This is a genomic window from Streptomyces sp. NPDC051041 (assembly GCF_044456065.1).
Taxonomy (GTDB): domain Bacteria; phylum Actinomycetota; class Actinomycetes; order Streptomycetales; family Streptomycetaceae; genus Streptomyces; species Streptomyces glaucus.
Window position 1 is genome coordinate 16,504 of the sequence record NZ_JBITFM010000016.1, and the last position, 13,505, is coordinate 30,008.

Annotated in this window: 15 protein-coding genes; 6 read left to right on the forward strand and 9 right to left on the reverse strand. The window is 69.9% G+C overall.

Features of this window, described 5'->3' with window-relative positions:
- Window positions 1-54 precede the first annotated feature (54 nt).
- The 6 genes from ACIBAI_RS22410 to ACIBAI_RS22435 form a co-directional block, all read right to left on the reverse strand.
- Window positions 55-507 carry a DUF742 domain-containing protein gene (locus ACIBAI_RS22410; RefSeq protein ID WP_399036744.1) on the reverse strand — a complete coding sequence of 151 codons (453 nt, stop codon included), beginning with the start codon at window positions 505-507 and terminating at the stop codon, window positions 55-57.
- Window positions 504-1,001, reverse strand: a complete 498-nt coding sequence (locus tag ACIBAI_RS22415) for a roadblock/LC7 domain-containing protein (protein WP_399036747.1) — start codon at window positions 999-1,001, stop codon at window positions 504-506. Before ACIBAI_RS22415 ends, ACIBAI_RS22410 begins: the two co-directional genes overlap by 4 nt.
- 54 nt (window positions 1,002-1,055) lie before the next feature.
- Window positions 1,056-2,444, reverse strand: coding sequence for a sensor histidine kinase (locus tag ACIBAI_RS22420; RefSeq protein WP_399036749.1), 1,389 nt, complete (start codon window positions 2,442-2,444; stop codon window positions 1,056-1,058).
- 70 nt (window positions 2,445-2,514) lie between these two features.
- Complete coding sequence (locus ACIBAI_RS22425; RefSeq protein ID WP_399036751.1) at window positions 2,515-3,024, reverse strand: ATP-binding protein; 510 nt, start codon at window positions 3,022-3,024, stop codon at window positions 2,515-2,517.
- A complete protein-coding gene (locus tag ACIBAI_RS22430) occupies window positions 3,021-3,398 on the reverse strand; it encodes a hypothetical protein (protein ID WP_399036753.1) in 378 nt (125 codons plus the stop codon). The genes ACIBAI_RS22425 and ACIBAI_RS22430 overlap by 4 nt, the downstream gene beginning before the upstream one ends.
- Before the next feature lie 144 nt (window positions 3,399-3,542).
- Complete coding sequence (locus ACIBAI_RS22435) at window positions 3,543-4,778, reverse strand: helix-turn-helix domain-containing protein (protein WP_399036755.1); 1,236 nt, start codon at window positions 4,776-4,778, stop codon at window positions 3,543-3,545.
- 913 nt (window positions 4,779-5,691) lie between these two features.
- Between ACIBAI_RS22435 and ACIBAI_RS22440 the strand changes: the two genes are divergently transcribed.
- The 3 genes from ACIBAI_RS22440 to ACIBAI_RS22450 all read left to right on the forward strand — a co-directional run bounded on the left by ACIBAI_RS22440 (window position 5,692) and on the right by ACIBAI_RS22450 (window position 7,620).
- Entirely contained in the window at window positions 5,692-6,354 is a 663-nt protein-coding gene (locus ACIBAI_RS22440) for a hypothetical protein (protein WP_166002968.1), read from the forward strand.
- A gap of 418 nt (window positions 6,355-6,772) precedes the next feature.
- Window positions 6,773-7,036, forward strand: coding sequence for a hypothetical protein (locus ACIBAI_RS22445; protein ID WP_166002967.1), 264 nt, complete (start codon window positions 6,773-6,775; stop codon window positions 7,034-7,036).
- A gap of 149 nt (window positions 7,037-7,185) precedes the next feature.
- Window positions 7,186-7,620, forward strand: a complete 435-nt coding sequence (locus ACIBAI_RS22450; protein WP_399036758.1) for a resolvase — start codon at window positions 7,186-7,188, stop codon at window positions 7,618-7,620.
- A gap of 59 nt (window positions 7,621-7,679) precedes the next feature.
- On the opposite strand, the gene ACIBAI_RS22455 is transcribed toward ACIBAI_RS22450, so the two are convergent.
- Both ACIBAI_RS22455 and ACIBAI_RS22460 read right to left on the reverse strand, forming a co-directional pair.
- Window positions 7,680-8,897 carry a hypothetical protein gene (locus ACIBAI_RS22455; protein WP_399036760.1) on the reverse strand — a complete coding sequence of 406 codons (1,218 nt, stop codon included), beginning with the start codon at window positions 8,895-8,897 and terminating at the stop codon, window positions 7,680-7,682.
- Window positions 8,894-9,313: a DUF6221 family protein gene (locus tag ACIBAI_RS22460; protein WP_399036762.1), complete on the reverse strand. Its 420-nt coding sequence runs from the start codon at window positions 9,311-9,313 to the stop codon at window positions 8,894-8,896. Before ACIBAI_RS22460 ends, ACIBAI_RS22455 begins: the two co-directional genes overlap by 4 nt.
- A gap of 815 nt (window positions 9,314-10,128) precedes the next feature.
- On the opposite strand from ACIBAI_RS22460, the gene ACIBAI_RS22465 reads away from it, so the two are divergent.
- Genes ACIBAI_RS22465 through ACIBAI_RS22475 form a run of 3 tightly spaced genes read left to right on the forward strand, consistent with a single transcriptional unit; the run spans window position 10,129 to window position 11,971 of the window.
- Window positions 10,129-10,419, forward strand: a complete 291-nt coding sequence (locus ACIBAI_RS22465) for a hypothetical protein (RefSeq protein ID WP_399036764.1) — start codon at window positions 10,129-10,131, stop codon at window positions 10,417-10,419.
- Window positions 10,420-10,451: 32 nt separating this feature from the next.
- Window positions 10,452-11,447 carry a zeta toxin family protein gene (locus ACIBAI_RS22470; protein ID WP_399036766.1) on the forward strand — a complete coding sequence of 332 codons (996 nt, stop codon included), beginning with the start codon at window positions 10,452-10,454 and terminating at the stop codon, window positions 11,445-11,447.
- A gap of 47 nt (window positions 11,448-11,494) precedes the next feature.
- Window positions 11,495-11,971, forward strand: coding sequence for a hypothetical protein (locus tag ACIBAI_RS22475; RefSeq protein ID WP_399036769.1), 477 nt, complete (start codon window positions 11,495-11,497; stop codon window positions 11,969-11,971).
- A 74-nt stretch (window positions 11,972-12,045) separates the two neighbouring features.
- Here ACIBAI_RS22475 and ACIBAI_RS22480 read toward each other — a convergent pair.
- The coding region (locus ACIBAI_RS22480; protein ID WP_399036772.1) for a pentapeptide repeat-containing protein at window positions 12,046-13,505 on the reverse strand (1,460 nt) is incomplete at its 5' end.

The window sequence follows — 13,505 nt, forward strand, 5'->3', positions numbered from 1 at the left end:
GTCGGGGCAGCGGCTGTGCGCGAGGTGGCGCCCTGGCCGGGGGGACCCGGCCGTTCAGCCGGCCTTGGCGTACGCATCGACCGCATCGGGGAATCGAGTCTTGAGGGCGGCAAGGGTGGCCTCCAGCAGCGCCGTGGACGGGCGGGCCCCGAGCACGGGATCGGACGTGGGGACGTAGGCGAAGTCGGCGGAGGGCGCGGGGACCAGCAGGGCGCGTGCGTCCAGCAGGTCCGAGACGAGAATCCTGACGGTGCTCACCGGCCGACGGAGAATTCCGGCCAGCTCGGTGAGCGAGCAGCGCCGCTGCCGACACATGGTCAGGATCACCTCGCACTCGTGAGGCAGCCCGGGGCCCGGCCTGCCGGGGCCCGGCTCCAGAACCGTTTCCAGACTCAGCGTGTGGCGCGGGCGCGTACGGCCTCCGGTGAGGGTGTAGGTCCGCACGAACGAGGTCACCTCCTCCGGCGCCTCGACGGCCGAGGACCCGTACCCGGATGGCTGCCTCACCGCTCACCGCCGCCGTCGCGCACGGCGGTGACCATGTAGGGCGCGAACCGCTGCACCAGACGCTGCATCTCGAATCCGACCTTGCCGACGTCGGCGTCCGGCCTGCTGATCACGCCGAGCACGGTGTCCACCGACCCTTGCGTGTTGCCCGGGTGACTGCGGAAGGCACTGGTAGCACCCGCGCCGACGATGAAGAAGAGGCAGTCGTCCCGCTCGACCAGCATCTGCCGCACAGGTACGCCGCTGCCGGACAGGCCGGGGAGGTTCGTGGCCAGGGAGGACAGGGCGGAGATCGCGGCGGCCAGGGAGTCGGTCGCGTCTCGCGTCATCGCGTCGCTGAACGCCAGCTTGAGCCCGTCCCGTGAGCCGAGCAGCGCGTGCATGACGTCCGGCTCGTCGGCCACGAACTGGTTCAGCAGCCAGGCGATCTGTTCCGGCGAACTCATGCCCTGCGGGGGCACGGGCGTAGTTTCGGAGCGCATGTCGTAGGTCATGAAGAGTCACACTTTCGTGAAGGACCGGCGGCTCGCCCCTGCCGGGGCATACCGCTAGAGGTGCTGAGCCCGTGATTCGCCAGGGCCGGAGGAAGGCTGCGAGTTTTGCGCGGCTCGTTGCCCGCGGCGGAACGCGGCAGCCAGGCCGGGGTTGGCGGGACGGGGGGAGGCGGGGACGGCAGTCCCGGCTGACGGCGGCGGCAGCCGCTCGGGCTGGCGGCGCGGCAGAGACGGCCGCCCCGCAGGGCCGGCTCCCGGCCCCGCAGCGGGGCGCGTGTCCGCGGCCTGCTGCGGCTGTGCTTGGGCAGCGGGGGCGATGTCGGGAACGGGGATGAGGGCGGGGGTTTCCAGCTGCACCAGCAGCTTGCTCGGCACGATCACCACGGCCGTGGTGCCGCCGGCGGGGTTCTCGTGCAGCGCGACCGACATCCCGTGCCGGTGGGCGATCATCGCGGCGGTCAGCAGGCCGATCTTCCCCTCCCGCAGCTGGGTGCTGAGGTCCGCTTCCTGCGGGGCGGCCAGCAGATGATTCAGCCGGGCCCGCAGCTCGGCGGGCATAGGCATGGCGCGGTCCTCGACCTCGATCGCCAGCCCCGAGGGCACTTCCTGAGCACGCACCTGCACCTGCGTGTCCGGAGGGGAGAACTCCGCCCCGTTCTCGATCAGCTCGGCCAGCAGGTGCGACAGGTCCGGTCCCGCGTATCCCGGCAGCCCCAGCAGGGCGCCTGCGGCGCCTGCGGCAACGCGCACCCGCGGATACTGCACGACCTCCGAGACCGCCCCGCGCAGCACCGTCGTGACGCTGATCGGGCTGCGGGCCTGGCGCAGCGACTCGCCCCCCAACACCGACAGGCTCTCCAGCAGGCGGCGCACCCGCGTCACCAGGTGATCGATCTGGAAAAGGCCGACCAGCAGGTCGGGATCGTCGGTCATCTCCTCCAGCCGGGTCACGCCCTCAAGGGTCCGGCCCACGAGTGCGTGCTGACGCCGGGAGAAGTGCCTCAGAATCTCCCAGAGCAGCGCGTATTGCGACTGCTCATGCACGTGTATCAGGGCCTGCACAGCCTCCACGTGCGTCCGGCTCAAGGCCGCCCGGACCTCCCCGGCCGCGTCCCCGCTCGCCACAAACGCCGGGTACCGGGGAACCTCGGGACGCCCCCCACGGCGCAGTTCCTCCGTCGCCTGACGCACGGACTTCACCAGGTCCTCCGCCGTGCTCGCCAGCCGGTGCAGGTCCTCAGCCCGCGCCCGGCACACGACGTCCGCAGCGATGCCGGCCCGGCGCGCACCGACGAGCGCCGGAACGAGCATCCCGCCGGCGAGCGCGATCACGAGGGACCCTGCGGAGACCTGCAACAGCTGGCCCACGACGGTGACCGCACCCAGCACGGCGACCATGACCACGAGGGGCACCGCCACCGCCGAGCGGACCTGGTCGTACACCAGCCGCTCGGCCGGCGGCCGGTGCGTCCGGCCGCGGCGGTGCGTGGCCGGACGGGCGGAGGGCATGGGGTCAGGCATTGAATTCCTCGATGGGCACGTCGAAACAGGGGCGAACGGCAGGCACCCGGCACCAGACCGCGGAGCCGTCAGGGCTGAACCCCCACGCGCCCTTCCAGTCGGACACGAGAGCCTCGACGAGGAACAGGCCCCGCCCGCTCACCGCCTCCGGGCCGGCGTCCTGGGGAACGGGAACGGCAGACGGCGTGTGGTCGCATACCTCCAGGCACACCCAGAGGTACGTCGGCATCCAGCCGCGCACGGCGAACGAGGCGCTCCGGCCGTGCAGGACCGCGTTCGTACACAGCTCGGAAACGATCAGCGCCAGGCCGTCGACCTGATCCTCCGGCAGCCGACAGTGCTGCCTCGCCCAGGTCGCGGTCACCCTCCGAGCAGTCCTGACACGGTGCGGTTCACAGGACAGCGCCACGTCGAAGGCCGGAAGGCCGGCCGCTGGCGTCATCTGGCGCCGATGCACGGCTACCTCCGTAGGGGTGGTCTTTTCTGCGAAGAAGGCCGTCACTTCCGCTCCCCCCCACTCCTGTAGGGCACCTCGAACAGGAACGCGTGGTAGCCGCGCAGCTTGTCCTGAGCTGACGGACTGGACGATGCCGTGGTGACGATGCCCATGGCCGTGCTGGCGGCGATCAGTCCCATGGCCTGGCGCCATCCAGGACGGTCGTCGAGCGCAGCGGCTTCCTGGAAGCAGTCGGTGATCTCCGCCCGGATCACCCAGTCGCGTGCCACGGCGTGCTGGCGCAGCTGAGCGATGACGTCGTTCCGATCCTGTCCGGGTGTTACGCACGCGTAAAGCACCACAGCTACTCGGTCGGTGAAGCCTGCGGCCGCGTCGGCAAGGGCGCGACGCCTTGCAATGTCACCGAGGGTCCTGGTCATGGGCGTAACGATGCCGCTACAGAAAGTGCAGGTACAGCCAAGAGGCGGCCGACTTTGGGAATTCGCTGAACCCCAAGTCGACCGCCTCATAAGACAGCTGACGCGCCAACAGCTAAAAGTCGACCGTTTCGGCCGACTACCGATTCACAGAGCCGTCTTCCGCGTCGCCGGCAGGAACTCACTGATACCCGGGGACACCCCGATCAGCTCCGACACTCGCCGCAGACGCGCGGTCGATGCCCGACCGACTTTCTGCACGATCACCCCGGGCAGTGTCTGGTGCCGCGCCCAATCCGGGTCCCTGCGCAGGGTCTCCTCCAACGCGTCCAAGGAGGCGTCCCACTGCTTGGCATCGGCGTGCGCCATCGCCTTGTCCATCGCGTATCGGTTCTGCGCAGCCCTGGTCAGCCCCGACACGTCCTGAATGGAGTCGATGAGCGCAAGCGCCTTCCCGGTCTGCCCGAGCGCGACGTTGATACCGACAGCCTGTGTCGTCGCGGTGACCGGCCCGAAAAGCGTGCCGTGTGCGCGAACCTCCTGTCCCATCCGCGCGCCGGTGGCGTGCGACTGGGACAAGAAATCCGCAGCCCGGTCCTTGTCACCCATCCGAGAGGCGACCACTGCGGCAAAGTTGACGTGGCTGCCGTACGCCGTCAGCTCCTCCGGGCTCGCCTTGGAGAAGCGGGGCTCGATGTCGGAAGCCGACTTCTCCGCCAGCGTCAGAGCCTCCGGGAGCCGCGCATCCCGCAGGTACACCCACGCCCGGCCCGAACCCACCAGGGCCACACGCATGTCGTCAGCGGCCCTCTCGGCGGCTACCTGCGCATGTCCGATCGCCGCATACGCCAGGTCCCGAGCACCCATCAGGTTCGCCACATACGCTGCAAGCCGATAGGCATCGGACAGCACCCCGAGAGCCCCCGACTGCTCCCCGACCGGCTGCTCGCGCAGCCGTACAGCAGCCGAGGCTAAGAACGGCGCGACAAGCGAGCCGACCTCGACGTACCGGCCGCGCCAGTACAGATCCCAGCACCGGTCTGTGGTCTGCTTCAGGTCGTCCAGGGGCGCGGCCTCCGCGTCGCCTGGCACAATGCCCGCCGCAGTGTCGTGCACGGCGCGCGACAGATCCCGAATCATTCGGCGGTCGTCCTGAGCCATCGCCCGACGGGGCGCCTGCTGGCCCAGGATGACCGAGGTGTCGACGTTGAAGGCGTTGGCGAGCTTCATCAGAGTGGGTAGGGACAGCCTCTTGTTCTGTTCAGCGTTCTGGATGGTGGCGACGGTGAGACCGGTAATCTCCGCGAGGTCGGACTGCCGCATGTCGCGGCCGCGGAGAATCTTGATCCGTTCGCCAGTGCTGTAGTCGCTCCACTGGGGCATACTGGCTCCATTCCTAGCGTCCACTGGGAAAGGTACCCCTGCCTGACCGGTGGGAGACCACGAACGCCCCTCACGCTTTCGTGACGTGAGGGGCGTTCATATGCGTCCGGTGGGGTCGGCTCAGACAACGACGTCCGAGCCGACCCAGGAATCACGGCCTCGGGGAACAGCGGTACAGCGGTTATCGATGAGAACGATCATGGTCCGGGCGGCACGAGTGTGACTGACTCACGCCGGGCCTCGCGCTGGGGCGGAACAGCAGGGACGCCCTGGTCGTCGTGGAACGGCTGGCAGCAGTCGAGGAGCTGACGACGGCGCACGGTGGGGACGGTGGTGAGTCCGGACCCGGGACCTGCGCCGACCAGATGGGGTATCGGAGAGAAGAGAGCGCACCGCAGCTGGCCGGGCCCGCTGGGTCGTCCATCCCGGGCAGCGGCGAGTATCTCCAGCTCCAGACCTCTTCAGCTCCGGACACGGTCCTATGCGTGATCAGTAAAGCCGCCGGCGTACGGCGGCGACTGCTGGTCACGGCTCGGTTCGCAGCCATGCTGGAAGGGGGAGGGCACCACCGTGGACCGCCCGGCAGTGTCAACCTGCTGTACTGCAGAGGCGACCGGTCGGGTGACTGACGCAGACGCTCTTTCGGCCATGACCAAAGAAGCGGTCGTGCGGTGTGAAGTGCGTGCGGCTGCTGGTGTCCAGGCCGCCGGTGCACCGTGCAGGCAGTGGGGGATGTGTCCGGCCAAACACGCGGTACGCACGTGGCCGGCAGAGGACCACCCCGCTTTCCGCCGCCCCTGGCGTGCGCTGTCCTTCTCGTGTCACTCGCGGTCGTCGTGGTGCACGCACACGTGAACTGCCCGACGCCGCGCTCGGACAGCCCCGAACACCTGACGGAAGGCGGCACCCGACGATGAGCACTCCCCCCGGGCAGAGCAAGAAGTACGACATCGACCCGGCTCCCTGCAACGCGCTGACTCTCACTCAGCACGGGCTGCGGGTGCCCAGGACCGACTACACCGGTATCGCCCCCGGCGGCAACGTCGGCCCCGAGCGGTCGGTCGACATCGACGTGCAGGTGGAGGAGGGCTGCCCCCGCAGCGTCACCATCGGCGCGCGGCTCACCCCCAAGTACGGCGAGGCCGTAGGGCAGGCGTTCACCGACCTGACGAACGTCCCGGCCGGCCAGTGGACACCGATCCCTGACGCCCAGATCACCCTCCCCGACGCGGGCGTGTACGAGGTGACGGGAGTGCTCCGCGGCCAGTTCGCCAGCCGGCACGGCGTGGACACCGACGCGTGGATGAGCGGCCGCCTGTTCAACGTCACCGCCGGATCCCCGGTCCAGGGCACGGAGGTACTCATCATCTACCGCCGTGACGACATCAACCACGCCATCGGCTCCACCGCCACCACCGTCGCCTTCGTCAGGACCACCGGCCCGACCGTGATCCGCGCCGAAGTCGTCCAGCACCTCGGACGACAAGTCGCACCCGCCAGCGAGGTCATCGCCTCCCACGTCTGGTCCGACGCCAACGGCAGGGTCAAGGTCGCCTACAAGAAGATCGGCGACTGACAGCCTCAGCCACCGACGACCACACCTCCAAAATGTCTGGTCGAAGCCTTGCGGGGCGGCCCTGCGCCGGCATCACCCACGGCGGACATCCCCGATGCCGTCGGCAGCGCTCCAGCCACCGTCCGTTCGCGGGAAACCCGTGCCAGGCGTCCCCGCCCAGACGAATCGGCAGGCCGCCACCCGACCGGCTTCCGTCCGACCGGCTCCTCCGTACGCGCACGCCACAGCCATCGGCGAGTCCCACGAAACAGTCCGGCACGCGACGACATCCGCCACCAGAGGGTGTGCCGAAACAGCGCCGCTGCGCTGTGACGTGCTCCCGCACGCCCCGTACGGCAGGGATTGGTTCATCCCTGCCAAGACATGCATGCAATGTGCAAAAGGCCCCCCACGAGGGGCGACACGCGGAGGTCCTCCCATGAACATCATCCGTAAGATCGCCACCACGCTCGGGTGTCTCACCCTGGCTGCCTCAGGTGTCTTCCTCACCGCCCCCGCAGCCCAAGCCGACACCCAAACCTGCCTGGCCTACCTGGAAAGCCAGGGCTACCCCTACGAACTCGATCACTTCTACGGCTGCTACCACGCCAAGAGCGACTGGGCGCTGTGCTACTACACCCTGACGGACGCGTACGTGCGCCCCGGCGTCGCCGCACGGGCCTGCGACTTGGGCCAAGCGTAGGGCCCTAACGACAGGCCGCGGGCGCGTCCAAAGAGGTGCAGACCCTCGCCGCCGCCGGCGAACTCTAACGCGACCTCCAGCGCGAGCTCACCTACGACGGGCTGCGCGCCGCCGAAGCCAAGGGCAGCAAGGGCGGGCGCCGCCCCGTCGTGACGGCCGACAAGACCGCCGACGTGCGCGCCGCGTACCTGGAAGGCCGCTCCATCGCCGCCCTCGCGCGCGACCACGGCGTCAGCCGCGGCGCGATCCGCACGGCCGTCGCCGACCTCCTACCCGACCACACTGCCATCGAGGAGGACGTTCCGGCGCCGGAGCTGCCGGTCACCCTCGACATGCCGGGCAAGGTCGCCGACTTCCTCCACGCCACCGAGCTGGAGCCCGCCGAGCGGGCCGCGCTCGACCAGGGGGTGCCCGTACGGCGCGGGCGGGGCTACACCCTGCGCGTCAGCGCCGTCCCCGCCGTGCACCGCCAGCTCCTCGTCCGCTGCCAACCACTCGACGGCGGCCAGGGTTCCCGGGTGATCCCAGCCCAGCGCAAGGCCCGCCGCGAGTACGAGAACCGGGTCACCGCTCTCACGCCCTAACCATGATCGTTCTCAGCGCCAATCGCTGTACCGATGTTCCCCGAGGCCGAATCAGACGCTCACTCTCCGGTCGTCTCCTCTCGGGCCTTTGCAACTACGGCGTGAGCTGCACCGCCGTACAGCGGGACCGCGCTGAGCGGGTCGCGGGTCCCGACACCGTGGCGCCGGTCGTAGACGGTGTCCGCGGTATGGGACCCATCCGCCCACCGGCCGGCCTTGTTGCGCTCGGCGAGCGGGACACCCTTTTCGGCCATGTCGGTGTTCGCACCGGCCCGCCAGGAGTGCGAGGTGACTTTCTTGCCGTCGATGAACGGCACACCGGCCTGCTCGGCGAGGAACTGGAGCCGTTCATTGAGCGACCCTGGGCGCATCTTCGTCCCCCGTTTCCGGTCTGGCGGGTACTTGCGGAGCTTCCCCTTCACGGTGAGGGCGCGGAAAAGCGGGTCGTTCGGGCCGTTCGCGCCGAGCTCGCGCAGGACGGAGAGCCAGGCACGGGCCCGGCGCACGAGCTGGAGGTCGGGGCGGTCCTCGATGAACCGGCCGGAGCCCTTTCCGGTCTGGTCGGTCTTGGAGGACGCCGTCTTCACCCACAGGCCGGTGTCGTAGACCTTCACCCACTTGCAGAGCTGATCGGCAAGTTCCATCTCCCGGTGCAGGTTGGCGTAGGCCAGGGCGGCGAGGAACGCGTCCCGCTTGCCGATGTTCGTGCTCTCGTCGATGGCGGCGATGATCCGGAGGTTGTACTCGATCGTGACCGCGGCGGCCCGGTCGACCTCGCCGCCGGCCTTCACCCATTCCTTCTTCCAGGCGCGCAGGCGGCCCTTGAAGCGGCTGGGGTCGGGCCGGTAGTCCACCGGCTGCCAGTTCCAGATCCTCGACATGTACTGACCGACGCTGTCCGGCTTGAACTCGCCGGCCTTCCCCCGGCGGATCAGGTGCAGTCCGTACGAGGTGTAGGTGGCCGTGGTGCACGGGTAGGCCAGCCGCGGCGGGTCCTGCGATGCGCACCACTCCTCGAAGGCGCGGATCGTGGACTCGCGGTTGACGATCGTGTTCTCCGCGAGATCGGGCTCGGCGAGGTCGGCAACGTCCTCGGCGGACAGCCGGAAGTCGGCATCCGTCCAGGCCGGCCGCTGGTCAGCGAGCGGCGGCAGCTCACCGGGCCCGAGCATGGTGTGCTGGGTGATGAGGTATCGCGGCTGCGGCTCGGCGGCGGCCGGGCCGGGCGCCCCTTCCGGTAGGAGTTCGGCGTGCACGACCTCCAGCTCCGCGGTCACATCTCCTCCGGCGGCTCGCACTCGGGATGGTCAGGGTGGTCGCGATACAGCTCGCGGAACATCTTCACGATGCTTTCCAGCCCGGCGACGTGGGAGCTACGCGTCTCCTCCGTATGCCGCAGCAGGCCGATGAGTTCGGCTGTGGCGATCCGTTCCTGCGCGGTGTGGCGCGGCTGGTGGCGCACGATGTGCCGTGCCGTTGCTTCGTCCGCATCGACACCGAGGCCAGTGAGAACGGGGGCCAGCACCCGACCGCCGACCTGTACACCGAAGCGGCGGGCACCTGGCCCGGTCACCTCCCACGCCGCGCCGTGCCCGTACATGACGGCCTCGTTCTGCGCCTCCTCCTCCAGACGGGCTTGGAGGAAGTCGGCCCATTGCCGGACTGTGGGTCGCTTCGGTCGCTGCTCGGTCACCGCCGGGCCTCCGCAGGGAAGTCCGGGTGGTCCGCTCTCCTCACAACTGCTCTCCTTCTGTGTGGTTCCTGCCGAGGGCGGCAGACCTCCGGAACGGGAGGACACGGGCGGGCTGCCGTTCGCGGGGCGGAATGGCCGGCGCAGTGGCCGCGCGCTCGGCTTCGGCCTGTTCTCGGAGGACGTCGGTCTTCCTCCGCCCGCACGCCTGGCAGTGCAGCACGCCGACGAAGGTGCCCAGCCGGGGGTCCGCGGTGAAGAGCCATGCAGGGTCGGAGAAGAACCCCGGCCGCCACCTGGCGCCGCAGATGCAGAGGTGACCGGTCCGGACAGGTCGTCGCCTCCGGAACGGAATCGGTCCGTCGCCCATCCGTGCCCCTCCCCCTAGGTACCGGTTATTCCAGGCAGAATAACCGGAAAGGTAACCCTAACCATCTGTCAGCCCTCGTATGGCCCGGGGATCAATCGAACCTTGGTTGGGGAGTGTCGAGCCGTTGGAGCCGCGGACGTCGAAGGCGGTGGACGATCGGCTGATCGACGAGCGGGTCTCCCGTACCCGGGTCAAGGGCCTGCAGTTGACGGGCGAGGGTGGGCTACTGCAGTAGCTGACGAAGCGGTTGCTGGAGTGCGAGATCACCGACCACCTCGGCTATGCCAAGCATTGCCCGGGGCGAGATGCACCGTGCCGTCGGTTCACCGAGCACATGCAGAATTCCGGCCAGATTCTCCGGGATCCAGACAGGGCGGACCCTGTGCGGCACACTCGTCCATGCAGAACCCGGAGAACCGGGTAAGAATCTCCCGGAAGGATTGTCAGCATGACTGATCCGGTGATCAAAAACCTCCGTCCGCACACCTGGTCGTCGGAGGAGTCCGTGGCCTACGAAGCGGCCATCGAGGCGATCAACGGCGTGGTCGGCGCCTACAGCCGCCTCCTCGCCGACGCCGAGAACCGCGGTGCGCAGGACGAGGCCGCCGAGTACCGCCGGCTGCGCGCCGCCTGCCACCAGGAGCGGCGGGCCCTGCGCGCCGAGGACACCGAGGGTGTCGCCCGCGTCCGCGCCGCCTACGCTGCCCGGCTCCGCGACCTCACGGGGACCGACGCGTGAGCCGGGGCGACGCCGCTCGCCACCAACTGTCGGTGGAAGAGAACCGCCGCATCTTCGTCACCGGCATCGTCCCTGAGCAACTGACCGGCCCCGTACCGCAGGACCCGGCCACCGCGGTCTTCCTGATCGGGCAGCCCGGTGCGGGCAAGACGCGGGTCGCCCAACTCGTGGCCGAACAGCTCGAGGCACGAGGCGGTTTCGTCGACATCGACAGCGACCTCTACAAGCCCTACCACCCGCAGTACGCCCAGTTCATGGCTGAGGACGACCGGCTCATGACGCTCTACACGGGCCCAGACGGACGGGCCTGGATGCGCCAGGCCCAGCAGTTCGTCCGGGGCGAGGACCGCCTTTCCGGCGGGCACAAGCTCAACGCCCTGGTCCAGGAGATCGCCATGGACCCGGAGTACCTGGCCGCGACCATGCGGCAGTACCGGTCCGTGGGTACCCGCGTTGAGGCGTTCATCCTGGGTGTCTCCCAGGCCCTGAGCGAGCAGGACATCCTCGACCGCTACTACGAGCAGGTCCGCGACCGCGGGCAGGGGCGGCTGACCGTGCCGGAGAAGGCAGCCGCCTCGTACACGGGCATCGCCGTCTCCTGTGAGGTCATCGTGCGCGAGGGCCTCGTGGACTACGCGGCCGTCTACCGCCGGGGCGAATCCATACCCCGGTACGCGGCCGACGCCGCCGAACTCGCCCGCGATCCGCTCGCGCTGCGACAGGCCCTGGAACGGGAACGTAACCGGCCCTGGACGCCACACGAATCCCAGGACTTCCTCGCCGTGCAGCAGAAGCTACGCAACGGCTTGCCCGCCGGCTTCGGAGCCCAGCTCGACCGCATCGACGCACTGGCCCGTCCGCTGCTGGCGCCGCAGCCGTCCACCAGCCCGCGCGTCTCGGCCGCCGCCGCCCGCTCGCGCAGCGCCACCACCGCCAAGCGTCCGCCACAGGCCGGGCGGCCCCCCGCGCCGACGGACCACGCGCCGCGACGGCAGACACCCGAGCCGCGCCGAGGACGCGCCCCATAGCGGACCCTGCGAGGGCGCCCGCAGCAGACACCGGACCGGAGGAACACATGAAGATCACGATCGAGGGCGCCTCGGAGGAGTTCGAGCGGAAACTGCTCGACATCCTCGCCGAGCACCGCCACGAACTGACCGTCACCGCGGACACCGACTGGACCGTCGAGCGGGCCGAGCGCTACCTGCGCTCGCTTCCCGCCGGCGCCCGCCGGTTCGCCGAGATGGTCGCAGTCGACGGCGACGGCTACATCGACGCCGACCAGCTGCGCCGGGTGCTGGGCAAGCTCAACGGGCCGACCGTCGCCCTGTCCCGCGCGATCCCGCGCGGTGTGCGCGAGGGCTGGTGGCCGGAGGGCACCCGCGCCCCCATCACCGCGGTGTACGACCCGGACAACCCCAGCTGGCACAAGAACATCGCCTACCAGATGAACCGGGAGGACGTGCCGATCTTCCGGGAGGCCCTCGCCCGCATGGCCGCCACGCAAAGGGCCGCCGAGCGAGAAGCCGGACCCGCGGGTGCCGGCGTGTGAGAGGCCCTCGGGGAGTATCGGCGCGATGGGTAGCGGTGGGGTGTTCAGTTTGCTGGACAGCCGGTGGTGGGTGGTCAGCGTTTGACGCGGCTGCGGACGGCCAGGACGGCCAGGCCGAGGAGGACGGGTTCGGCAAGGCGGGAGATCATCTCGGTGCAGGTGCCGGTGGTGGTGAGGCCTTGTCCGGAGGAGCGGAAGACCACCGAGTTGATCACCACCCGTAGCGCCTTCTCGAACCGTTCGCTCGTCACCCGGTCGGGCAGCGGGCCGGTGGGGTTGACCGGGTCGGGAGTGTCGGTGGTCAGGGTGACCTGCTGCCCGACGGCGGCCTGAAGCCCGGTGGTGGTCGGTTTCGGATCATCGACGGGCAGGCCCCACAGCACCATCACCGCGATCGTGGCGGCCATCGCCGCCCCCAGCCACGCCAGCGCCCGGGAGGCACGCAGCCCGTATCCGGACAGGGCCCAGTAGGCGGTCAGCAGCGCCCGCTCGCCCCGGGGCCGGGTGGTGTCGTGGCAGCGCATCTCGCACTCGCCGTAGTAGAAATCGGCGGCGTCCGGTTCGTTCTTGCCGTCCTCCAGCGACTTGCGTATCTGCCGGTACAGTGCGGCCACCGCGGCCGGCCGGAGCTCGGGGGCGTCCTGCGGCGGGGCGGTCCAGCCACGTGCCAGGGCGGGGCGGCGGGCGGTACGTGTCCGCCAGTGGTGCTCCTCGGCCAGGGTGTTGCGCCGGCTCCACCGCCAGGGGAAGCGCCAATCCCGGTCGGTGGGGGTGGTGGCGAAGGTGCACCAGCCGTCCACGCGGAGCTGGTCGAGGTGGACGGCGCCGGCGAACCGGCACACGCTCAGGTCGATGGTGTGCAGCGCGAGGTGCGCGGCATCGACTCCGCCCACCGACGTCAGACGCACGCCGGGCTCCCGGCCGGACAGCTCCTCCTCCGACAGCGGGCCAACGGAGTAGTAGGAGAGGAAAGGGTCCGGGCGGGCGGCGACCACCACCGGGTACTCCAAGACCGCGTCCCTCAGGTCCACCTCGGCGTAGCGCAGGTGCAGCGTGGCGGTCGAAACCCACCGCGTCCGCACACAGCTCACCTCGCGAGCGGCCATCTCCACCGTCACCGGCTGACCGAACACCGCACCGTCCAACACCACCCTCGCACCACACACCAGCGGCCCCAAACGCGACGCCGTCTCGAACCGCGCCCCGCCGAACCCGGCGGCGCCGGTGAAGGTCGCCCCGCCGAACTCGGCGGCACTGGTGAAGGTCGCCTCGTCGAACCGGGCGGCACTGGTGAAGGTCGCCCCGCCGAACTCGGCGTCGCCGGTGAAGGTCGCCCCGTCGAACCGGGCGTCGCCGGTGAAGGTCGCCCTGACGAACTCGGCGTCGCCGGTGAAGGTCGCCTCGCCGAACCGGGCGGCGCCAGTGAAGGTCGCCCTGTCGAACTCGGCGTCGCCGGTGAAGGTCGCCTCGCCGAACCGGGCGGCGCCAGTGAAGGTCGCCCTGTCGAACTCGGCGTCGCCGGTGAAGGTCGCCC

Excerpts from the sequence above, each read along its gene's own strand:
- ACIBAI_RS22415 (WP_399036747.1), bottom strand. The coding sequence starts at position 1,001 with ATGACCTACGACATGCGCTCCGAAACTACGCCCGTGCCCCCGCAGGGC.
- ACIBAI_RS22430 (WP_399036753.1), bottom strand. The coding sequence starts at position 3,398 with ATGACCAGGACCCTCGGTGACATTGCAAGGCGTCGCGCCCTTGCCGAC.
- ACIBAI_RS22435 (WP_399036755.1), bottom strand. The coding sequence starts at position 4,778 with ATGCCCCAGTGGAGCGACTACAGCACTGGCGAACGGATCAAGATTCTC.
- ACIBAI_RS22440 (WP_166002968.1), top strand. The coding sequence starts at position 5,692 with ATGAGCACTCCCCCCGGGCAGAGCAAGAAGTACGACATCGACCCGGCT.
- ACIBAI_RS22445 (WP_166002967.1), top strand. The coding sequence starts at position 6,773 with ATGAACATCATCCGTAAGATCGCCACCACGCTCGGGTGTCTCACCCTG.
- ACIBAI_RS22465 (WP_399036764.1), top strand. The coding sequence starts at position 10,129 with ATGACTGATCCGGTGATCAAAAACCTCCGTCCGCACACCTGGTCGTCG.
- ACIBAI_RS22475 (WP_399036769.1), top strand. The coding sequence starts at position 11,495 with ATGAAGATCACGATCGAGGGCGCCTCGGAGGAGTTCGAGCGGAAACTG.